The sequence below is a fragment of the Streptomyces cynarae genome (assembly GCF_025642135.1).
Lineage (GTDB): Bacteria > Actinomycetota > Actinomycetes > Streptomycetales > Streptomycetaceae > Streptomyces > Streptomyces cynarae.
In genome coordinates this window covers 3707977-3732244 of sequence record NZ_CP106793.1, presented here as the reverse complement: position 1 = coordinate 3732244, position 24268 = coordinate 3707977, and the positions used below count along the sequence as shown (strand labels likewise).

Annotated in this window: 6 protein-coding genes; all 6 read left to right on the top strand. The window is 67.8% G+C overall.

The genetic code is table 11. The annotated features are described in order from the left end of the window. The first annotated feature begins 120 nt into the window (after nucleotides 1–120). Nucleotides 121–10668, top strand: coding sequence for a LamG-like jellyroll fold domain-containing protein (locus N8I84_RS17105; RefSeq protein ID WP_263230339.1), 10548 nt, complete (start codon nucleotides 121–123; stop codon nucleotides 10666–10668). Beyond that, nucleotides 10668–11153 carry a DUF4265 domain-containing protein gene (locus tag N8I84_RS17100; protein WP_263230338.1) on the top strand — a complete coding sequence of 162 codons (486 nt, stop codon included), beginning with the start codon at nucleotides 10668–10670 and terminating at the stop codon, nucleotides 11151–11153. The genes N8I84_RS17105 and N8I84_RS17100 overlap by 1 nt, the downstream gene beginning before the upstream one ends. Before the next feature lie 692 nt (nucleotides 11154–11845). Then, on the top strand, nucleotides 11846–22870 hold the full coding sequence (locus tag N8I84_RS17095) for a LamG-like jellyroll fold domain-containing protein (protein ID WP_263230337.1): 11025 nt from the start codon (nucleotides 11846–11848) through the stop codon (nucleotides 22868–22870). A gap of 22 nt (nucleotides 22871–22892) precedes the next feature. Continuing rightward, the gene (locus N8I84_RS17090) at nucleotides 22893–23399 is read left to right on the top strand and encodes a hypothetical protein (protein WP_263230336.1); all 507 of its coding nucleotides are present in this window, start codon (nucleotides 22893–22895) and stop codon (nucleotides 23397–23399) included. Further along, a complete protein-coding gene (locus N8I84_RS17085; protein WP_263230335.1) occupies nucleotides 23396–23533 on the top strand; it encodes a hypothetical protein in 138 nt (45 codons plus the stop codon). The genes N8I84_RS17090 and N8I84_RS17085 overlap by 4 nt, the downstream gene beginning before the upstream one ends. 5 nt (nucleotides 23534–23538) lie before the next feature. Next, nucleotides 23539–24222 carry a hypothetical protein gene (locus N8I84_RS17080; protein ID WP_263230334.1) on the top strand — a complete coding sequence of 228 codons (684 nt, stop codon included), beginning with the start codon at nucleotides 23539–23541 and terminating at the stop codon, nucleotides 24220–24222. Nucleotides 24223–24268 lie beyond the last annotated feature (46 nt).

The following is a 24268-nucleotide window of genomic DNA, read 5'->3' as shown; positions in this document are numbered from 1 at the left end:
TCCGGACGGCGTAGAGCGAGGGCTACCGCACTTTCTGTCCTTGTGTCCCTGTCGTTCATGCTCACCACAGAGACGGCAGAGGCCACCGGCGCCACCCTTTCGGCACCGAAAATGCCCGAGATGTCCCTCTCGGGTCTCTGGAAGTGGGTAAGCGAACCGGACGATCCGGACACCCCGGACCAGGAGGGCGGCACCGCCCGCGGCAAGAGCCACCACGCCTCCGCCGACGCCACCGACGCCGACCGCGGCGTCGGCCGCGCGCCCGGCAAGGGCAAGGGCGAGCTCGACGCCTACCAGCGCCCCGTGGACAAGCCGGAGCAGGCCACGACCGGCCCCGCCCGGGGCACCGGCAAGAGCTTCGACCCGGCCACCAGCAAGCGCGACGCGAAGAAGTCGACGGAGACCTCGGACTACTACGTCAACGAGGACGGCTCCACGACGATCCGTCACTACAGCGGCCGCACCAACTTCAAGGCGGCCGACGGCACCTGGCAGCCGATCGACACCCGCCTGGTCAAGGACGAGGAGGGCCGCTTCGAGCAGAAGGCCAACTCCCTCGACGTCGACTTCGCCCCGAACGCGGCCGACGACGAGCTGGCCTCCGTCGGCCTCGGCTCCGGCCGTGCCCTCGCCTACGAGCTGAACGGCGCGGCCAAGGTGGCCGCGACCAAGGGCACCGACGGCACGGTCGTCTACAACGGCGTGCTGCCCGACACGGACGTCCAGCTCGTCCCGATCGCCGACGGCTTCAAGGAGAACGTCGTCCTGCGCTCGCCGGACGCCGCCAACTCCTGGGTCTTCAAGCTGGACGCCCAGGGCCTGACCCCGCGCCTGGCCGAGAACGGCGACGTGGATTTCGTGGGCGCCGACGGCAAGGTCGCCGCCACCGTCCCGCACGCCTACATGGAGGACGCCAACATAGACCGGCGCTCCGGTGAGGGCGCGCGCTCCGCGAAGGTCTCGTACGAGCTGACCACGGTGGACGGCGAGCCGGCGCTGCGGATGACCGCGGACCGGTCCTGGCTGGACGACCCCGAGCGGGTCTACCCGGTCACTGTCGACCCGACCACGGTCCTCGCGAGCGAGGCGACGTACGTCCAGACCGACTACGCCGCCAACCGCTCCGCCGAGACGCAGATCAAGGTCGGTTCGTACGACAGCGGCACCACCAAGGCCAACTCGTTCCTGCAGTTCTCCAACCTGGGGACGACGCTGGCCGGCCAGAAGGTGTCCGCCGCCACGCTGAACGTCTGGGCGCTGTGGTCCTCGACCTGCACGCCGGAGGCGTTCTCGGTCTACCCGGTGACCCAGTCGTGGTCGCCGTCGACGACCACCACCTACCCCGGCCCGTCCTACGGCTCCGCCATCGGCACCACCACCCCCGACCCGGGCGCCTCCTGCACCAACAGCTCCGGCAGCGCCAGTGTCGGTGTGAAGATGCCGGTGACGCTGTCGACCTCGTGGTTCACGCAGGTCGCCACCGGCGGTGCCAACTACGGCCTGGCCATGGCCGCGCCGACCGGCGACGGCCTGCACTGGAAGAAGTTCCACTCCGAGGACTCGGCCACCGCCGCCTGGCGGCCCTCGCTGGACCTGACCTACGCGCCGAACACCGCGCCGCAGGTCAACGCCCAGTACCCGCCGGAGAACTTCCAGGCCAACACCCTCCAGCCGGAGCTGCTGGTCTACGCGAGCGACGCCGACAAGTGGCCGAACGCGAGCCTGACCTACAGCTTCGAGGTGTACGACGCCGACTCCGGCAGCACCACCCCGGTGGTCACCTCCGGCAACCTCACCAAGAGCAGCTGGAAGATCCCCGCGGGCAAGCTGACCTGGTCGAAGAACTACGCCTGGTACGTGGGTGTGACCGACGGCTACGAGGAGGTGACCTACTCCAGCCGCTTCACCACCGCGGTGCCGCAGCCGCCGGTGACCTCGGGCCTGGCCCAGAACAACGACGGCCACGAGTTCGACCCGTCGGAGGCGAACTACACCACCGACGACAGTGACGCGGACGTCGAGGTGGTCGGCCCCTCGCTGGAGATCGAGCGGTCGTACAACAGCATCGACCCGCGTATCGACAGCGCCTTCGGCGCCGGCTGGTCGACGGTCGTCGACATGAAGGCCGCCGAGGTCAAGGACCCGGCGGGCACGGTCACCAGCGTCATCGTCACCTACCCGGGCGGTGAGCAGGTCGCCTTCGGCCGCAACAGCGACGGAACGTTCCAGCCCCCGCTGGGCCGCTACGCGCGTCTGCAGTCGGTGACCGGCGGCTACACGCTGACGGACAAGGACTTCACGGAGTACGCCTTCAAGCAGGCGACCGCGAAGGCCGGCACCTATGCCATCTCCAGCATCAAGGACTACGCGGGACGCACCGAGACGTTCACGTACAACACGTCCAAGCAGCTCACGAAGATCACCAACGACACGTCCAAGCGCTCCCTGACGCTGGCGTGGCAGACCCCGGCCGGTGCCACCACCGCGCACGTCGCGACCGTGGCCACCGACCCGTCCACCGCGGGTGACTCCAGCACCGCGCAGACGTGGCAGTACAGCTACAGCGGCGACCAGCTGACCAAGGTCTGCCCGCCCGCCGACTGGACGCACTGCACGTCGTACTCGTACGTCACCGGCAACCACTACCGCACCACGGTCCTGGACGCCGACCCGTACGCGTACTGGCGGCTCGGCGAGGCGGCCGGGGCGACCGTCGCCAAGGACACGGTCGACCTGAACCAGGGCCGCTACGACGGCCTGTACCACAACGTGACCCTGGGCAGCTCGTCGGTCCTCGCGGGCTCGACGCAGACCACGGCCACGTTCAACGGCACCACCTCCTACGTGGAGATGCCGTCCGCGCCGGGTGCGACGCCGTCGTACACGTCGGTCTCGCTGTGGTTCAAGACGACCACGGCCGGCGGCGTGCTCTTCTACTACGGCGACAAGCCGCTGAGCGACGCCAACCCGGTGGCCAACACGACGAAGAACACCCCCGCGGTGTACGTCGGCACCGACGGCAAGCTGCGCGGCTGCCTGGCCATGTCGCCCAGCTGCAGCCCCAACATCGTGTCCACCGCCACCGTCACCGACGGCCAGTGGCACAACGCGGTCCTCACCGGTCAGGCCACCAGCCAGACGCTCTACCTGGACGGTGTCGCGCAGGGCTCCCTGTCGGGCACGATCAACGACTGGAACCAGCCGTACATCTCGCTCGGCGCGGGTGTGAACACCCAGGGCTGGCCGGCGATGAACCCGAACGACCAGCTCGGGCACTACACCGGTCAGATGGCCGAGGTCGCCATCTACTCCGAGCCGCTCGACCCGTCGGTGATCACCGCGCAATACCAGGCCGCCAAGCGGTCCGCGGGTCTGCTCAGCAAGATCACCACGCCGGGCGGCAAGACGCAGGCGGCCATCACCTACGGCCCCACCGACGACCTGGTCACGCAGGCCACGGACGGCGACGGCGGCACCTGGAAGCTGAATCCGCCGACCGTCACCGGTTCCTCGCAGGTCTACCGCTCCGCCGTGATGGGCTCCGCCCCCTCCGGCTACTGGAGGCTGTCCGACACGGGCGGCGCCGCGCAGGCGGCCAACGAGATCCACACCGGTTTCGGCACGTACAACACCGTCACGCAGGGTGTGGCGGGTCCGTTCGGCACGGGTGACGTGACGGCGGTGTCCTTCAACGGCACCTCCTCCTACGCGGAGATCCCCTTCACCCCGTGGCACTCCTCCGCGAACCGCGCGGTCGAACTGTGGTTCAAGACGGCGAAGCCCGGCGTGATCCTCTCGGACCAGTCGACGGCACCGACCGGCACCACGCCGAGCGGCACCTGGAACCCGCTGCTGTACGTGGGCGCCGACAACAAGCTGCACGGCCACTGGTGGACCACCGCCGGCACCGGCGGCACGGCCTTCGGCACCACCGGCACGGTCACCGACAACCAGTGGCACCACGCGGTCCTGTCGTCCTCGGGCACGACCCAGACGATGTACCTCGACGGCGCCAAGGTGGCCGACTTCACCGGCGCACCGGCCGACCAGTCGAACACCCGCACCTTCATCGGCGCGGGCTACGGCAAGAACTGGTACCAGTCGCCCGGTGACGTCAGCTACTTCACCGGTTCCGTCGCCGAGGTCGCGGCCTATGACCACGCGCTCGGCGAGGACGAGGTCGACCGGCACTGGTCGGCGTACAAGGCGTCCTCTGGCATCGCGCCGGTCAAGACGGTCAAGCTGACCGACCCGACGAACAAGACGCTGACGTACGTGTACGACGCGGAGATGGGCGACCGCCTGCTCGCCGCGATCGACACCGAGGGCAAGCGGACGACGTACGGCTACGACACGGGCGGCTTCCTGCACACCGTGACGGACGCCAACGGCAACCGCAGCATCACCGGTCACGACGTGCGCGGCAACACGGTCTCGCAGACCGACTGCCAGGACACGGCGACGAACAAGTGCGCGACGGAGTACTACACGTACTACCCCGACGCGACCACCGCGTTCCCGCCGATGGACCCGCGCAACGACCTGCTCCTCACCGAGCGGGACGCGCGTTCGGCGTCCGCGACGGACAACACGTACCTGACCAGCTACGCCTACGACACCGGCGGCAACCTGCTGTCGGTGACCACCCCGCCGGTGCCCGGCCACCCCAACGGCCGCACCGCCACCACCACGTACACCACGTCCACGACCCCCGCGGCCGAGGGCGGTACGGCGGTGGCCCCCGCGGGTCTGGTCGACACGGTCACCACGCCGGGCGGCAAGACGACGAAGCACGTCTACTACGCCAACGGCGACCTGGCCTCGGTCACGGACGCCAACGGCGCCAAGGTGACGTACACGTACGACAACCTGGGCCGTAAGGTCTCCCAGAAGGAGATATCCGACTCCCAGCCGAGCGGCCTGACCACCACCTGGACGTACGACAAGAACGACCAGGTGACCACTGAGACCGCCCCGGCAGTCACCAACCGCGTCACCGGCGCGGTGCACCAGGCGAAGACGACGACCGTCTACGACTACGACGGAGACGTCACCTCGCAGACCGTCGCCGACCTCACCGGCGGCGACGCCTCGCGGACGACGTCGATGACGTACGACGCCTACAACCGTCTCGCCACGCGCACGGACCCGGGCGGCGACACCACGTCGTTCGAGTACGACGTCTACGGCAACAAGGTGAAGGAGACCGACCCCGCGGGGAACGTCAACACCTACACCTTCGACGGCGAAGGCCGCCCGCTCACGACGAACCTGCTCAACTACACCGGCGACCCGAACAACCCCTCGGCTCCGACCACTTTGGTCCAGGAGTCGCGGGCGTACGACCCGGCGGGCCGGCTCGCGTCGATCACCGACGCCATGGGCTGGGTGACCGAGTACACCTACACCGACGACGGCCTGGCGGCCACGGTCACCCGCAAGGACCCGGCGAACGGCAAGCAGTTCGTCGAGGAGTCCAACACCTACGACATGGCCGGGAACCTGATCAAGCAGGTGACCAACGACGGCCGCACCACGACCGCGTTCACCGTGGACGCGGACGACCGGGTCACGTCGTCGGTGCTCGACCCGACCGGTGCCAACCGCTCCACGAAGGTCTCCTACGACCCGGACGACAATGTCGTCAGCGAGACGGAGACCGATCCGGCGACCGGTGACGTCAGCGCCACGGACACGCAGTACGACAACCTGGGCAATGTCACCGCGACCACCGTGCACGACGGGACGACTGCTCCGGTGGCGCGCTGGAAGCTGTCGGAGACCAGCGGCCTGACGGCCAACGACTCCTCCGGCGGCAACCGCAAGGTGACGCTGGGCAGCGCCGTCACCCGCTCCACCGAGAAGGGCGGCTCGGCCGTCTTCAACGGCACCGCCAACGCCTACGGCCAGGCGGACGGCCCGGCGGTCAACACCAGCGGCAGCTTCACCGTCTCGGCGTGGGTCAAGCTCGCCTCCACGAGCGCGAACAGCACCTTCCTCGGCCAGGACGGCAAGGTGGCCAGCGGCTTCCAGCTGTACTACTCGACGGCGTACGGCTGGACGTTCAACCGGCACGCGACCGACACCACGGGTGCCGCGACCATCCGGACCTACTCCGGCACGTCGGCGGTGACGACCGGCACCTGGACCCACCTCACCGGTGTCTACGACCAGGCCACCGCGTCGCTGAAGCTGTACGTCAACGGCTCCCAGTCCGGGACCACGACCGCCTTCACCTCCCCGTGGGAGGCCACCGGCCCGCTGCAGATCGGACGACGGCTCTACAACGGGACCTACGCCGAGAACGCCAACGGCTCGATCGCCGACGTCCAGGTCTACGGTGAGGCACTGACAGCCTCGCAGGTGTCGTCGATGTACAACGGCACCCTGCCCGCGGCCGACAGCTCGATCCGGTCCACCACCTGGAAGCTGGACCAGCGCGGTCTGCCCACGTCGATGACCGACCCCAACGGCAACACGACCGACTACGGGTACGACGAGGCCGCACAGCAGGTCACCGTTACAGAGCCTGTGGTCAATGCCGAGACGAACGGCGGTAGTGCCACTGCTGTCCGTCCGGTGACGATGACGGGGTACAACACGTTCGGTGAGCCTGCCGAGACCTCCGACCCGCTCGGCAATGTCACGGTCACCGCCTACGACGCCGAGGGCCAGGAGACCTCGACGAAGCTGCCGAACTACACCCCGCCGGGGTCCACGACGCCGGTGACGGCCATGTCCTGGAACGAGTACAACGACCTGGGACAGGTCTCGGCCGAGGTCGACCCGTTGGGCAACCGGACGACGTACTCGTACACGCAGCTCGGCGACGTGGCCTCGGTCACGGAACCGGGTGGCGACAAGACGACGTACGTCTACGACACCAACGGCGACCTGCTGTCGACGACCCGCCCGAACGGCGCCCGTGAGGAGTCCACCTGGGACTACCTCGGCAACGAGCTGACCAGCACGGAAATCGTGCGCCAGCCGACGCAGCGGGCCTACACGGCGATCAACGAGTACAACGCGCCCGGCGGTGACCTGTCGCGGACGGTGTCTCCGACGGGTGTGACGGAGTCGTACAAGTACAACGCCCTGGGTGAGGTCACCGACGTGACCGACGCAGCAGGCAACGTGTCGACGTTCACCTACGACATGGACGGCCAGCTCCTTGTCGCGAAGGACCCGGACGGAACGAGCACCAGGAACACCTACGACGGGTTCGGTCAGCTGATCGCCACGCAGGACCTGGACGCGATGGGTGGGGTGCTCCGCACCAGCAGCTCCACGTACGACCGGGTCGGCAACCCGTTGTCTGTGACCGACTACCGGGGACACACGACCACGTTCACTGTGGACCCCACGGGTCTGGTCACCAAGGCGGTGGAACCGGTCTCCGCGACCGAGTCCATCACCACGACCTACGGCTATGACGTGGCCGGAAACCAGACGCGGTTCACCGATGGTCGTGGCAACGCGTTCATCACGACGTACAACAGGTGGGGCCTGCCGGAGTCGGTCATCGAACCGTCCACTCCTGCACATCCGGATCTGGCGGACCGCACCTTCACGACGGTGTATGACGCCAACGGCCGGGTGACGGAGACGCGTTCTCCGGGCGGTGTGGTCGTCACCAACGAGTACGACGCCAAGAACCGGCTGACCAAGCAGACCGGTACTGGCGCTGAGGCCGACACGGTCGACCACACGTTTGCGTACGACTCCGACGACCGCGTCACGGCCGTCGCGGGTGCGGGTACGGATCAAAACACCTTCACCTATGACGACCGTGGTCTGCTGCTGTCGGCGTCCGGCCCGTCGGGTAGCTCGTCCTTCGCCTACAACGGCGATGGGGCCATGACCTCCCGCACGGACGCCTCCGGCACGACGACCTACGGGTACGACACGGCCGGCCGGCTGAAGACGGTCAACGACGGTGCCACCGGTTCCGCGCTGACCTACACCTACGACGTCAACAACAACGTCAAGCAGATCGACTACGGCACCGGCAAGTCGAAGCGTGAGTTCTCCTACGACTCCCTGGAGCGCATCACCAACGACAAGCTGACCTCGCCCACCGGCAACGTCCTCGCCTCCATCGCCTATGGCTGGGACGAGAACGACAACCTGACGTCGAAGACGACGACAGGGGTCAGCGGCGCCTCGTCGAACACGTACACCTACGACTGGGCAGACCGCCTCTCGTCATGGAACAACGGCACCACCACGGAGGTCTACGGCTACGACGCCTCGGGTAACCGCACCCGCATCGGCGGCGACACGTACACGTACGACGCCCGCAACCGGCTCACGTCGGACGGGCACAGCTCGTATACGTACACCGCCCGCGGCACGCTGAAGACGATCACGGACGAGAGCGGGACGCAGACCCTGCTCAAGGCCGACGCCTTCAACCGGGTGATCAACGAGGGCGACCGGACGTACACGTACGACGGTCTGGACCGCGTCCTGAGTGCCAAGGACGGTACGGGCACCGACGTCTTCTCCTTCAAGTACAGCGGCGTCGGCAACGACGTGGCCTCGGACGGCATCGCCTCCTACAGCCGCGATGCGGACGGGTCGCTGCTGGGCGTGAAGACTGGCGTGGCCTCGCGACTGGCTCTGACGGACGTTCACGACGACGTGGTGGCCCAGTTCACCGACTCGTCGGAGGCGCTGACCGGTTCCACGACGTACACGCCGTTCGGAAAGACGTCCTCGACCAGCGGCATGTTGGGCAACCTGGGCTACCAGTCCGGTTGGACCGACCCGCAGACGGCCAAGGTCAACATGGCCGCGCGCTGGTACTCGCCGCAGACCGGCCAGTTCAACAGCCGTGACACGGTGAGCAACGAGCCGCTGCCGGACTCGGTGAACGCGAACCAGTACGCGTACGCCAACGACAACCCGATGACGGGCACCGACCCGACGGGTCACTGGTTCGGCTTCATCAAGAAGGCCGTCAAGAAGGTCACCAAAAAGGTCAAGAAGGCCGCCAAGTCGGCCTGGAAGAAGACCAAGCACGCCGTCAAGAAGGCCGCGAAGGTCGTCCGCAAGGCTGCCAAGAAAATCAAGAAGGCGGCCAAGAGGGTGGTCCACAAGGCCCGCCGGGCGGTCCGGAAGGCCGTGCACTATGTGCACGACAGCGTCAAAAAGATCAAGAGATACGTCAAACGGACCTACAAACGGGTAAAGAAGTACGTCCATAAGGTCGTCCATCACATCAAGAAGACCGTCCGCAAGGTTGCCAAGGCGGTCAAACATGCAGCCAGCAAGGCTGTCAAGGCGGCCAAGAAGGCCGTCAAGAAGATCGGCAGAGGCATCAAGAAGGCGGCCAAGGCCACAGCCCACTTCGTGAAGCAGCACGCCGCGACCATCGCCTCGGTGGCGGTCGGTGTCGTGGTCTTCGCGGGCTGCACAGCGGCCACGGCCGGTGCCGGTGCGATCGGCTGCGCGGCCCTCGCGGGCGCCGCGGCCAACGGCGTCGGCTACATGATGAGCGACGGACCCAAGTCCGTCGGCGGCTTCCTCGGCGCGGTCGCGATCGGCGGTGTCACCGGTGCTCTCGGTGGCGCGGCCGGCGGTGCGGCCTCCGGCGCGGTGGGCCGCCTGCTCGCCGGTGTCGGCGGCAAGGTCGTGCAGGGCGCGGCCATGGGTGCCGCAGGCGGTGCCGCGGAGGGCGCGGTCAGCTACGGCGTCACGTGTGCGACGACCGAAGAGGGCTGCAGCGCGAGCGGGGCGGCCAAGGCCACAGCGGTCGGGGCTGTGACGGGCGGCGTCTTCGGAGCAGCGGTCAGCAAGTACGGACCCAAGTCGAAGTCGGCGTCCTCGGACGATGCCGCGCCTCAGTCGCGTCCGGGCAGCTGCCCCATCACGCCGCACAGCTTCACCGGTCTGACCGGGGTGCTGATGGCCAACGGGTTGGTCAAGCCGATCTCCCAGGTCAAGGCCGGGGACTGGGTCCTGACGGCCGAGCCCGGGAAGGACAAGAAGGAGAAGCACCGGGTCAAGGAGGTGATCGTCACCAAGACCGACCGTGAGTACGTGGATGTCGTCGTCGCCACGAAGTCGGGTCCCAAGACGATCCAGACCACCAAGCACCACCAGTTCTATGAGGTCAGCCGCGACACCTGGACCCAGGCCGGTGACCTCAAGGCCGGACAGAAGCTGCAGAACGGAGACGGTGCTCCCACCGAGATCCTTGCGGTCAAGTCGTACACGGCCCAGCGGGTCACCTATGACCTGAGCGTCGAGGATCTGCACACGTACCATGTGATGGCGGGGCCGACGCCGGTCCTCGTGCACAACAACAATCCCCGCTGCCCGAATGCGGCACCGAGGACGTTCGCCGTCGATTCCCGCGGTGTCGTGGAGGATCTGGGCGCCGATATGCAGCGCGCAGGAAAGCCGTTCACCAGGGCAGGAAAGAGGAAGGTGGTCGAAAAGAGCCGCCAGAACAACGGTGGTCGCACTGTGTGTGACGACTGCCAGGTCGAAACAATCCCGGCCAAGCGGTCCCAGAAGGGTGTCGCCCCCGATCCACGAGAAACGCGAGTCGACCATATATGGCCGGAGTCGCTGGGTGGTCCAGGTGCTCCATGGAACGGGCGTGTGACATGCGTGGTCTGCAACGGGAACTGGAGTAACAACCCGAAGGGGAAGATCTGATGACTGGCGGGCAACATTCCACCGATGAGGGCGACCTCATTCAAGTGGCATTTCCGCTGGAGCAGGACGAGGACGGATACCCTCCGGTCAACGAGGAGCGCCTGCCGGTCCGCAAGCTCACCGATACGGTGGGGCAGATCGTCCGTGCTCCGTTCTTCATCACGGGTGTCAGCAACGGAGACATGATCGCTTTCTCCGATCCCTCAGAAGGGGTGGCTCGATTCGGCGAGCTGCTCTCGGTGCGGGGACACTCGACGCTCCGGGTGATCTTCTTCGACGAGTCGCAGGAACGGCGCCTCGTGGACGAACTCCAACAGCTCGGCTGCATTGTCGAGACTGGCGGAATTCCCGACCTCATCGCGGTCGATGTCCCACCAGCTGTGGACTACCGGAGGGTGCGTGCGGTGCTGTCCGCCGGGGAATCCGCAGAGCTGTGGGAATACGAGGAAGGCTGCCTTTCGGCGGAGCACAGGGCTCAGTCGTAGCGTGAGCCCGCACATCGCGTCCGGCTGCTAGGCAGGAGCAGGACTTGGGCCCCTCCGGGATTTCCTGGAGGGGCCCAAGTGTTATAAGCGGGCCCCTCACTCGTAATCAATCCGGTGGCGGTGCGGCACCGTTGTCCCAAAGGTGACCCGTCCGTGCGTCATCTGTGATCGGTCACCCGGGATGATCAGATACTCACCCGTTCGAGCACGCTCAGGACGTACGCACCACCATGCCTCCCCTGCTCCAGTACCTCGCCGTGGCCATCGGTCTCCCCGTCATGGCCCGGGCCCTGTGGAACAGCGCCCGCCTGGCCCGGGCCAACCGCAACGGCACGGCGGGCATGGACGTCACCGAACTCCCAACGCCAGGCCCCCGGACCCCCGGGTCAAGAACTTCCCCCACCCGTAAAGCAGTTCTCAAAACGCAAACGGGCGAGCAAGGCCGACCCGGACAGGTTCATCGAGGACCGGTCAAGACCAGGGCAAGATCACTTCCATGACCTGTTCACGGCAAGTTCACAACGGGCAAGATCGGCGCGCTTCTTGTGTCCTTCCTGACTGTTGGAGTCGTTGCTGTGCGCGTTCGGTCGTTCCGCCGGGTTCGCCCCGCTCGTCGTGCCCACAGAGTGCGCCGTCGCGTCGCCGTGCTGCTTCTCGCCGCCTTGGCCCTGTCGTTGACGACGAATCAGGCCATGGCCGAGGGCATGGAGCTGGGCTCGGTCCAGATGCCGGAGCTCAGCCTCAGCTCCATGGCGCGCTGGTTCACCGACCCGCACTGGGGCGACCTGCCCCACCAGCAGTCCGGCACGGCCGCGGGGCGTGCCCATCACGTGTCGGCGAAGGCCACCGAGGCCGGCCGGGGCGCGGGCCACGCACCCGGCAAGGGGCGCGGTGAACTGGCCGCCTACCACCCGCACCAGCCCGCCATCAAGCAGGGCCGCAGCCGCGGCGGCAGCTTCAACCCCCGGACCAGCAAGCGCGACGCCGTCAAGTCCTCGCGCACCGCGACGGTCTACGACAACGCCGACGGCTCGATCACCCGTCAGATGCACCTGTCACCGGTCAACTACCAGGTGGGCAAGGGCAGATGGGCGCCGATCGACGTGGACGTGCGGGCCGGCCCGGACGGCCGCTGGCACGAGAAGGCCAACTCCCTCGCCGTCGACTTCGGCGCCAGGGCCACCGACCCCGCCCTCGCCTCCCTCGCGACCGACTCCGGCCACCGCGTCGCCTACGCCCTCAAGGGCGCCGCTCCCGTCGAGGGCACCGCACACGGCTCCACCGTCACCTTCGCGGGTGTCCTCGACGCCACCGACCTGAAGGTCGCGCCCACCGCCACCGGCGTGAAGGAGTCGGTCGTCCTGCACTCCGCGGACGCCGGCAACACCTGGACCTTCCCGCTCACCCTGAAGGGCCTCACCCCCGTCCAGCACGACAACGGCTGGATCGACCTCAAGGACTCCGCCGGCAAGACCGTCGAGCGCATCCCTCCGGCGTACGCGTACGACTCGAAGGTGAACCGCCGCTCCGGCGACCCGGCCACCACCCACGACGTGACCACCGAACTGGTCCACGACAAGGACGGCTACGCGCTGCGGGTGACCCTGGACAGCCGCTGGCTGCACGACACGCACCGCGTCTTCCCCGTCACCGTCGACCCGACCGTCACCGACGGCTGGACCACCACCTACGCCGAGTCCGGCGCCCCCGGCGACCACTCCTACGAGCAGACCATCAAGGCCGGCTCCTACGACTCCGGCACCCACTCGGCGATCGGGTTCGTCAACCACTGGGACACGGCCTGGGACAACAGCAAGAACACCGTCACCGCCGCCAGCCTGAAGCTGTTCGACACCTGGGCCTCCACCTGCACGGCGGAACGTTTCGACGTCGCGCTCGTCACCAGTTCCTGGACGCCCGAGTCGGTCACCGCTTATCCCGGCCCGTCCAAGGGCTCCTCCATCGGCAACGCCACCCCGAGCGTGCCCGACGCCTGCGCCAACACCGCCGCGGACCGCACGGTCGGCGACTTCGTGACCGTCTCGCTGTCCACCTCCGCCATCCAGGGCTGGTTCAGCGGCACCACCGCCGACTACGGCCTGGCGGTGTACGCGTCGACCACCGACAACCTGCACTGGAAGCAGTTCGGCTCGTTCAACGACCCCGGCTACGGCCCGGTCCTGTCGGTCACCTACACCGGCAACACCGCGCCCCAGCTGTACGAGCAGTTCCCGAACGACAACGCGGTCGAGTACACCACCACCCCGGAGCTGACCGCGTGGGCGGGCGGCGCCAACTCCAGCAGCGGCAGCAGTAACCAGTACCTCTTCCAGGTCTTCGACTCCACCGGCGCCAAGGTCGCCGACTCCGGCCTGCTCGCCACCGGTGACTGGACCGTCCCCGCCGGGAAGCTGGCCTGGGGCAAGAGCTACACCTGGGCCGTCCAGGCGTACGACTCCGCCACCAACCTCTACTCCACGGCCACCCCGTACGCGATGGCCATCGAGGTGCCGCAGCGGGTGATCACCTCGGGCCTGTCGCAGAACAGCAGCGACCACGGTTTCGACGCGTCCATCGGCAACTACACGACGTCCGACACCGACGCCTCGATCTCCACCGTCGGCCCGTCCCTGGACGTGGAGCGCGACTACAACTCCCGCGACCCGCGCTGGGCGGGCGCGTTCGGCGCCGGCTGGTCGAGCATCTTCGACGCCCAAGCCACCGAGCAGTACACCGCCTCCGGCGCGGTCTCGAGTGTCTACGTCACCTACCCCGACGGCTCCGAGGTCGGCTACGGCAAGAACAGCGACGGCACCTTCACGCCCGGCAACGGCCGTTTCGCCACCTTCACGTCGGTCACCGGCGGTTACACGCTCACCGACAAGGACGACACCGTCTACACCTTCACCCAGTCCCTGGGCTCCGGCGCCTACGGCCTGACCTCGGTGACGGACGCCAACGGGCGGTCGGTGAACTTCACCTGGGCCAGCGGCCACATCACCAAGATGACGTCCGCGGTCTCGGGCCGCTCGCTCAACCTGACCTGGTCCACGCCCACGGGCGCCCAGGCCGCCCACGTGGCGACCGTGGTCACCGACCCGGTCACCTCCGGCGACTCCTCCACCGTCCAGACCTGGACCTACGGCTACAGCGGCGACCAGCTGACGAAGGTCTGCTCGCCGGTGTCCTCCACCAAGTGCACGACGTACGGCTACACCAGCGGCTCCGGCTACCGCAACGCCGCCCTCGACCTGGACCCGCACACCTTCTGGCCGCTGTCGGAGTCCTCCGGCACCGCGGCCAAGGACAGCGTCCTGGCCAACGAGGGCACCACGGACGCCACCTACGAGAACGTGACGCTGGGGCAGCCCGGTCCGCTGACCGGTTCCTCGGCGACGGCGGCCGGCTTCAACGGCACGTCCTCCGACATCTCCCTGCCGAAGAACCTCGGCAACGACACCGACTCCGGTGCGCTCTCCCTGTGGTTCAAGACCTCCCAGGGCCCCGGCGTCATCTACTCCTACGCCTCCCAGCCCATCAGCTCCGGCCAGGCCGCCGGCTTCTACACGCCGTCCATCTACGTCGGCACCGACGGCAAGCTGAACGCCGAGTTCTGGTACAGCGGCGGCGTCAACCCGATCGTGTCCACCGCCTCCGTCGCCGACGGCAAGTGGCACCACGTGGTGCTGTCCGCGGCGGGCAACTCCCAGAGCCTGTACCTGGACAACACCAAGGTCGGCTCGCGTACCGGTTCCGTCTCCATCAAGAGCGCGACCGCCTTCGGCAAGAACCAGTCGTTCAACTACCTGGGCACCGGGTTCCTCGGCGGCAGCTGGCCCGACGAGCCGAACTACTCCACCTCCTCCGGCTACGGCTACCCCACCTACTTCAACGGCTCCATCGCGGACGCCGCCTGGTACAGCCGCCCGCTCCAGGCCGCCGACGTCAGTGAGCTCTACAAGTACGGCACGCACAGCACCAGCCTGCTGACCTCGATCACGCGCCCGTCGGGCAAGACGTTCGCGGCGATGACGTACGACCCGGCCACCACCACCCTCACCCAGCTCACCGACGAGAACGGCGGCGTGTGGAAGCCGGGAGCACCGACGGTCGCCGGCTCCAGCAACACCTACCGCGGCGCGGTGCTGGGCGCCGCCCCGAACCAGTACTTCCGCTTCGGTGAGGCGGCCGGCGCGTCCCAGGCGCTGAACGAGGTGCGCGGCGGCACCGGCACCTACAACGCGGTCACGCTCGGCGCCTCGGGACCGTTCAGCGACCACACCACGGCGTCCTTCAACGGCAGCACCTCGTACGTGAGCCTGCCGAGCGGCGCCGTACCCGGGTCCGGTGCCGAGTCGGTCGGCCTGTGGTTCAAGACCTCGACCGCGGGCGGCGTGCTGCTCGGCACCTCGCGGGATCCGCTGAGCTCGGGGACGACGCCCGGCAACTACACGCCCGTGCTGTACGTCGGCAGCAGCGGCAAGCTCTACGGCGAGTTCTGGTTCTCCGGGGGCGCCGGAAAACCGCTCGCCTCCTCCGCCGCCGTCACCGACGGCAAGTGGCACCACGTGGTGCTGTCGTCGTCGGCCACCAGCCAGTCGCTCTACCTCGACGACACGCTGGTCGGCACCCAGACCGGTACCGCCGCCATGAGCAACCAGCCGTACCTCTCCGTCGGCGCGGGCTACATCGGCGGCTCCTGGCCCGACGAGGCCCACGCCAGCACCACGTCCAACACCGGTTACGTCACCTACTTCAACGGCTCGGTCGCCGAGGTCGCCACCTACCGGTCCGAGCTGTCCGCGGGCGATGTGAACGAGCAGTTCCAGGCGGCGAAGAACTCCACCGGCCTGCTGCCCGTCGAGACGGTCAAGGTGACCACGCCGACCAACGCGACGCTCACCTACACCTACGACGTCACCCACGGCAACCGCGCCCTGACCGAGACCGACGCCCTCGGCAACAGGACCAGCTTCGGCTACGACACCGCCGGCTTCGAGCACACGGTCGTCGACCCCAACGGCGCCATGACCGTCACGGGCCATGACGTGCGCGGCAACATCGTCTCCTCGACGACCTGCCAGGACCAGGCCGCGAACAAGTGCAACACCGAGTACTACACGTACTACCCGGACGACACCACGGCCCAGCTGACCACCGCCGACCCGCGCAACGACCAGGTGCTGACCGCACGGGACGGCCGCTCCTCGTCCGCCACCGACAACACCTACCTGACGTCGTACACCTACGACTCGGCGGGCAACCAGACCGCCATCACCGGCCCCGCCGTCCCCGGCTTCCCCAGCGGCCGCACCACCACGACCGTCTACAGCGACGGCACCAGCACCTACCCGTCCGCCGACGGCGGCGTGGTGCCCAAGGGCCTGCCGGTGAAGACCGTCAGCCCCGGCGGCGCGGTCAACCAGGTCTCCTATTTCTCCAACGGCGACGTGGCCTCCACCACCGACGCCATCGGCCTGGTCACCCAGTACACCTACGACGGCCTCGGACAGGTCACCAGCCAGAAGGTGGTCTCCGACACCTACCCCAGCGGCCTGACCACCACCTACAAGTACGACGCGGCCGGCCAGGTGACCGAGGAGCACGACCCACAGCTCACCGACCGCGTCACCGGCGCCACCCACTCCGCCGTCACCACCACCGTCTTCGACGACGACGGCAACGTCACCTCGCAGACGGTCTCCGACGGCAGCGGCGGCGACCAGGCCCGCACCAAGACCTGGACGTACGACGACTACGACCACGTGGCGACCGAGTCGGACGCCAACGTCGCGGCGGGCGCCTCCTACGGCAACACCACGACGTACTCGTACGACACCTCCGGCAACAAGACGAAGGAGGTCTCGAGCGCGGGCAACGAGATCGACTACACGTACGACGCCGAGGGCAACCTGCTCACCCAGGGCCTGATGTACAAGGGCGACCCGGTCAATCCGGGGACCCCGAGCCTGCTCATCGAGTCCTCCCGCGCCTACGACCCGTCCGGACGCCTCGCCTCGGTGACCGACGCGATGGGCAGCACCACGTCGTACACCTACACCGACGACGGCCTGCTCGCGACGGCGACCAAGAAGAGCGCCGACGGCTCCAGCAGCTACGTACTGGAGTCGAATTCCTACGACGCCGCCGGCAACCTCGTCTCCAAGACGACGGACAACGGCGAGAACGTCACCGACTACACGGTCGACCCGGCCTCCCGCACCACCTCCACCACCATCGACCCCACCGGCGTCGACCGTGTCACGACGGTCTCGTACACGCCGGACGACCAGGTCGCCAGCCAGAACGACCACGACTCCTCGGGCTACGACCGCACCGTCACCAGCACCTACGACGACATGGGCAACCTGCTCAGCGAGACGCTGTACGGGGACGCCTCCGGTCACCCCGCGGGCTGGTGGAAGCTGAACCAGACCTCCGGCACCAACGTCACCGACGCCTCCGGCAGCGGCAACACCGCGCAGGCCACCGGCGTCACCTGGAGCGACGACGCCGCGAACTTCGCAGGGAGCACCGGTCAGCAGATCGCCACCAACGGGCCCGTGCTCGACACCACCACGTCGTACACCGTCTCGGCGTGGGTGAAGATGAGCTCGCTGCCGACCCACAACGCCACGGTCGTGGCGCAGACCGGCACCACCAACAGCGCGTTCATGCTCCAGTACAACTACGCGCACACCAGCGCCCCGCTGTGGAGCATGGAGCAGACCAGCAAGGACGCCTCAAGCCCCTCCTTCCCGGCGGCGTACTCCACCTCCGCGCCGACCAGCGGGGCCTGGACGCACCTGGTGGGCGTCTACGACTCCACCACCGGCGCCGTGAAGCTGTACGTCAACGGCGCCCTCGCCGGCAGCGGCAGCAACACCACCCCGTGGAGCGCCACCGGCCCGCTGACCATCGGTCAGGACAAGTACGCGGGCAGCGCCACCGACCTGCTGCCCGGCGCCGTGTCCGACGTGCAGACCTATCCGCGCGCCCTGTCCGCCTCCGAGGTCTCCTCGCTGTACGGCAAGGGCCGCACCGGCGGCACGGTCGGCTCGTCCGACGAGCAGACCACGAAGTGGGCGTACGACAAGCGCGGCCTGCCGACGTCCATGACGGACGCCGAGCAGAACACCACCACCTACCAGTACGACGAGGCCGGCAACCTGGCGGTGACGACCGCGCCGGCCGTGCAGGCGGAGGCGGACGGCACCAACCCGGTCACCGTCCACCCGGTCACCACCTCCGGCTTCAACACCTTCGGTGAGGCCGTCGAGGAGCAGGACCCGAACGGCCTGACCACGACGACGGCGTACGACGCGGTCGGCAACAAGGTCTCCGAGACCCTGCCGCCGTACACCCCCGCCGGTGCCTCGACGCCGAACGCGGGCACCACGGTGTGGACGTACGACAGTGAGGGCAACCAGACGTCGGTGACGACGCCGGGCGGCAGGACCACGTCGTACCTGTACGACCAGATGGGCAACGTCGCCCAGATCACCGAGCCGGACGGCACGAAGACCCACGCCACCTACGACACCAACGGCGACGAGCTGTCCGCGACGGACGGCACGGGCGCGCAGACCCAGGCGACGTACGACTTCCTGGGCCGGCAGCTGACGCAGTCGACGCTGGAGCGCTACCCGTCGACGAAGACGCTGACGACCACGAACTCGTACGCGGTCACGTCCGGCAACCCCTACGGCGCGCACCTGGCCTCGACCACCACACCCGGCGGTGTGCAGACCTCGTACGGCTACAACCGAGCCGGTGACATCACCTCGGTGACGGACGGGGCGGGCAACACCACCCAGTACACGTACGACTTCGAGGGCAACCGGCAGAAGACCGTCCTGCCGGACGGCACCTCGTCGGAGACGGACTACGACGCCTCCGGCGACCCGGTGCAGAGCACCCAGTACGACGCCGGCAGCAACGTGGTGGCGCAGACGTCGCAGAGCTACGACGGGAACGGCAACGTCATCTCGGCGACGGACGCCAACGGCCACACCAGCCACTTCACGTACGACGCGGCGGGCACGCTCACGCAGGAGATCCAGCCGGTCGACGCGTCCACGTCGATCACCACGACGTTCGGCTACGACGCCGCCGGCAACCGCACGCGCTTCACGGACGGCCGCGGCAACTCCTGGCGCTACACGTACACACCGTGGGGCCAGCAGGAGAAGGTGATCGAGCCGACGACGGCCAAGTACACGGCGGCGGCGGACTCGACCACGACGTACGCGTACGACGCGGACGGGCAGCTGACCGACGTGACGCAGCCGGGCGGCGTGACGACGTCGATGACGTACGACTCGCTGGGCCAGCTGAAGCAGATGTCGGGCACCGGCGCGGACGCGGCGACGGCCACCCGCAGCTTCACGTACGACGCGGACGGCCGGGTGCTGAGCGCGGACACCACCGAAGCCGGCAACACGGGGGCGGTGGACCACCAGGCGGCCACGCACGACGCGTTCACCTACGACGACCGCGGTGACCTGCTCACGGCGTCGGGTTCGGCGGGCTCGTCCAGCTTCTCGTACAACGACGACGGACAGGTGCTCTCCCGCACCGACGCGGCGGGCACGACGAACTACGGCTACGACTCGGCCGGCCGTCTGGCCTCCCTGGACGACGCCGCCACGGGCACGCACCTGACGTACGCCTACGGCAAACTGAACGAGCTGACGTCGATCAAGTATGGCTCGACGGGCCAGACGCGGACGTTCACCTACAACAGCGCGCACGAGCTGACGGGCGACACCCTGGTCCAGGGCGCGTCGACCCTGGCGAGCTTCGGCTACGGCTACGACAAGAACGGCAACCTGACGTCGAAGACGACGACGGGTGTCTCGGGTGCGTCGTCGAACACCTACACCTACGACTGGGCGGACCGCCTGACGTCGTGGAACAACGGCACGACGACCACGCAGTACGCGTACGACGCGTCGGGCAACCGCATCCGCAACGGCTCGAACGTCTACACGTACGACGAGCGTGACGAGCTGACGTCGGACGGAGTGAACTCCTACGACTACTCGGCGCGCGGCACGATGACGCAGCAGTCGTCGGCGAGCGGCACGATGGCGTTCAGGACGGACGCGTTCGGCGACCAGATCGTCGCGGGCACGCAGTCGTACACGCTCGACGCGACCGGCCGGAACATCACCGACACGGACACGACGATCGGGTCGTCGCGCACCTTCCAGTACTCGGGCGCGGACAACACGATCGCCTCGGACGGCGACGACACCTACACGTACGACCCGACGGGCGGCCTGATCGGCATCAAGGCGGCCGGCGGCACGGGTGTCCTGGCCCTGACGGACCAGCACAACGACGTGGTGGGCACGTTCACCTCTGGTGCGACGGGGCTGGCGGGTTCGGTGTCGTACGACCCGCTGGGCAAGGTGGTCTCGCCGACGAACACGATCACGGGCCATCTGGGCTTCCAGTCCGGTTGGACGGAGCCCGGCTCGGGTGATGTCGGCACGGCGTCGCGCTGGTACAACCCGGGCACCGGCCAGTTCCTGAACAAGGACAGCTTCTCGCCGAACCCGGCGCCGAACTCGGCGGCCGCGAACCCGTTCGCGTACGTCGCCGACAACCCGATGGAGGGCACGGACCCGTCCGGTCACTGCTCCTGGTGGACCGGGTCGTGCGAGGTGCAGGCGGCCAAGCACGCAGTGAGCAAGGCCAAGAGCGCCTGGCACGCGGTGAAGAAGGCGGCGACCCACCTGTACCACCGGGCGCGGCAGGTGGTGCACCACGCGGTGAGCGCGGTCAGGCACGCGGCGCACCGGTTCGTGAGCCACGTGCGGGACGTGTACCGGGCGACGGTGCGCTACACGCGGCGGGTCTACTACTACGCCGCACGGCATGTCAGACGCTGGTATGGCCATGTGGTGCATGCGTTGCACTCGGCCTATCACCGGGTCTCGAGTGTGGTGCACCGGGCGGTGAATGCGGCCAGGCACTACGTGCGCGCAGCGGTGAGCGTGGTGAAGAAGGCGGCGCACAAGGTCGCCTCGGTGGCCAGGACGGCGTACCACGCGACGGTCTCGGCCGTGAAGACGGCGGCGACGTACGTGAAACACCACGCGGCCGCGATCACGTCCTTCGTGGTCTCCACAGCGGTGTTCGCCGGCTGCGAGGCAGCCACATGGGGCGTCGGCACGATCGGCTGCGCGGCGATGGCGGGCGCGGCCGGCTCCCTGGTGGAGCAGGGCTTCAAGTGCGCGCAGAACGGCGGCGGCGACTGCAGCGTGGGCGCGTTCGCAGGCTCGGCCCTGGAGGGCGCGGCGTTCGGCGCGGCCGGCGGCGCGCTGGGCGAACTGGGCGGCAAGCTGCTGGCCAAGGTGGCACCGAAGGCGATGTCGGTCGTGGGCGGCCTGTTCGGCAAGGGGGCTACGGAGGCGGCTGATTCAGCGGCGGCCGATGCCACGGACCAGGCGGCTTCGGCGGCGGAGTCGGAGGGGGCCGGGACTCAGGCTCAGTCGCATTCGGATGAGCCGGCGGAGGAGTCGGGCGGAGCCTGCCCGATCAAGAGGGGCGAGCCAGGCGAACCACACAGCTTCACCGGTTCCACCCGGGTCCTCATGGCGGACGGGACGACCAAGGCCATCGACCAGGTGAAGGTCGGTGACACGATCGCCAACTCGGTGCCGGGCGTGACGGGTTCGGAGGCTCACAAGGTCACCGCGGTCATCGTCACCTACACCGACCACGACTTCGTCGACCTGACGATCAAGGCAACGGCCGAGTCCGGCGCCAAGCAAGCGATGAAGGACGGGGCGAAGGCCGGCCTGAAGGCCGGGGCCAAGTCCCTGGCCAAGAAGGCGGCCCGCAAGGCGGCCTTCGGTCTGGCGGCCTCCGCTGCGGTACTGGGAGCCCTGGCGGCGGGCCACGGTCACGCCGACCGGTCGGCAACGGCACCGGTGGCAGCGGTCAGCCAGGTGCCGACCGCACAGCACGCCAACGCCGACAGGGGTGACAAGGCCGCGCAGGGCGCGCACCTGACGACGACCTTCCACCACCCGTTCTACGACGAGACCCAGTCGGCGTTCGTCGAAGCCAAGGACCTGAAGGCCGGTGACGTCCTCCAGACCCCGACCGGCACGGCCCAGGTCACCGGTGTCCGCCTCTACCACGCGCACACCACGACCTACGACCTCACCATCGGCACCCTCCATACGTACTACGTGGAGGCCGGGGACACGCCAGTCCTCGTCCACAATTGTGGCGAGGGCGGGCCGCGATTCGAGGTCGACTCGAACGGAGAAGCAACCGACCTCAGGCCTGAAGCCGGCACACGCGGGAAGGTCGGCAAGGATCGTACGAGCCCGCCGTTGATCCGAAGTGGCGTCCCGAGTGGGCCGTGGACGCTCGGCGAGCGCGTTTCGGAAGCCCAGGGGATGCTCTCGGACGCTGTTGATGCCGCCACTGGAAAGCTGAAGGAGAAGACATGGGTCGGCGCCGTCAACACTGAAACAGGTGAAGCTGCCGTCACATGCTCCGGGCTGGGTAACTGCGCTGAGCCGAATATATTGGTGAGCACCGGTTGGCGGTCCGAAGTCACGATCTTCACCAGAGCTCTGGCGAGAGATGACTTCAAGGACGGGCTGGGCAAGATATGGCGCGACAAGGAGGTGTGCGAGACGTGTCAAGGGATGTTCCCGGAGCAGAACTTTGTCGAGGGCGTCATACGCTAGACCGGAGAAAGGGAGGCAGCGGATGCCCGTAAGCAGGCTCGTGCGGGCCGAACTGGGTCGGTTTGACTGGGGGAAGCTTCGGTGCGGTTGCGGCGGGACCGCTGAACACATTCCAGAGATATTTGAGCGTCTGGTCGAGGCGGAGAGTGCGGAAGAGACGTTCGGAGCCGAGCTGGAAGGACACCTTGAAGTCCAGGGAGAACTCTTCGAGGTAGCGGTTCCGGCAGTGAGCGTCATCCTTGCCGCCTTGGCTGATACCTTGTGTGACACGTCGCGCAACTACCTCTTGGCCATGTTGGGCAGTGTCGTATTGGGCGAAGCACACCCCTCGGAAGCAGCGCGAGGGCGAACGCACCTGGACAGGGAATGTCAGCTGCGCGCCAGGGAAGGTCTTCCGCTGATCTTCCGGGAGGCGCTTACCGGGGACAGTGAAATCGCGGTCGAGATTCTTGAGGTCGTCGACATCGACGACGAGCGCGTGGATTATTATCGGCGCCTGGCTCAGAACAGGAAGAGGAAGGGGAGGTGATCTACCAGCGCCACCTGCTCAACCGCTTCCTCGGCCAGCTCCACCACTGCCTCCGGACACGGCAGCCGTTCGACGAAGAATGCGCCTTCGCACCACCACCGGTGCCGTCGCTGGCGGCGATGGGTTATCGGTGAGTTGTATGGCGGGCCAATCCGACTGGCGTGACGACGAAACGCTGTCAGCGCGAATTCGTGCCATGCGGCGAGGGCAGCGTCATCAGGCGGCGTATCTGGCTCTGCGTCGACTGCAAGCACCGCTGATCCTCCTCGAGATGCCGCAAGGCTGGGGGGTTGATCCTGCGGCGGTCGATGCTCTGCTCCGCAGCGGTGAGACACACCTGGACGGAGACGTCAATGAGGATCTGCAGCAGGCCATCGCCGAGCTCTCCGCTGCTCCATTGTTCGAATCCGAGATCGAACCTGAGTTCGCTGAGAGCTTCCAGTTGGAAGCCATCAGCGGCTGGCTGATGCTTGCGGAAGCGCTGGGAGAGATGACCGAGGTCCAAACCGAGACAGTCATCTATCTCGCCCGGGAACTGGCTGACTATCTCGACAGATACATGGAGAGCTCGCTCACTGTGGTCGAGGGAGAGGCGATCCATGAGCGTTACCTTGCCGGCATCGACGATCGCCTCCGATCCTACGGCCTCGATTATTTCGGCAGTAGAAACCTTGAAGTCGAGGGTGTCTGCCACAAGGCCATCCTGGCTGCGCCGGAGGGTGAGGATGTGCTCTCCTCTGCTGAGGGACATGAGCTGCTGAACGCTTGTGACGAATACAGCAGGCAGATTTTGTCGGCGCTGCAGGCGTTTCCAGTGGATTGATCGGGAAAACGCAGAGCGTCCACCAGGCCTTGTCTCGTCGGATGCG

Coding starts and splice junctions, on each gene's coding strand:
- N8I84_RS17105 (WP_263230339.1), top strand. CDS start 121: ATGTCCCTCTCGGGTCTCTGGAAGTGGGTAAGCGAACCGGACGATCCG.
- N8I84_RS17100 (WP_263230338.1), top strand. CDS start 10,668: ATGACTGGCGGGCAACATTCCACCGATGAGGGCGACCTCATTCAAGTG.
- N8I84_RS17095 (WP_263230337.1), top strand. CDS start 11,846: ATGGCCGAGGGCATGGAGCTGGGCTCGGTCCAGATGCCGGAGCTCAGC.
- N8I84_RS17090 (WP_263230336.1), top strand. CDS start 22,893: ATGCCCGTAAGCAGGCTCGTGCGGGCCGAACTGGGTCGGTTTGACTGG.
- N8I84_RS17080 (WP_263230334.1), top strand. CDS start 23,539: ATGGCGGGCCAATCCGACTGGCGTGACGACGAAACGCTGTCAGCGCGA.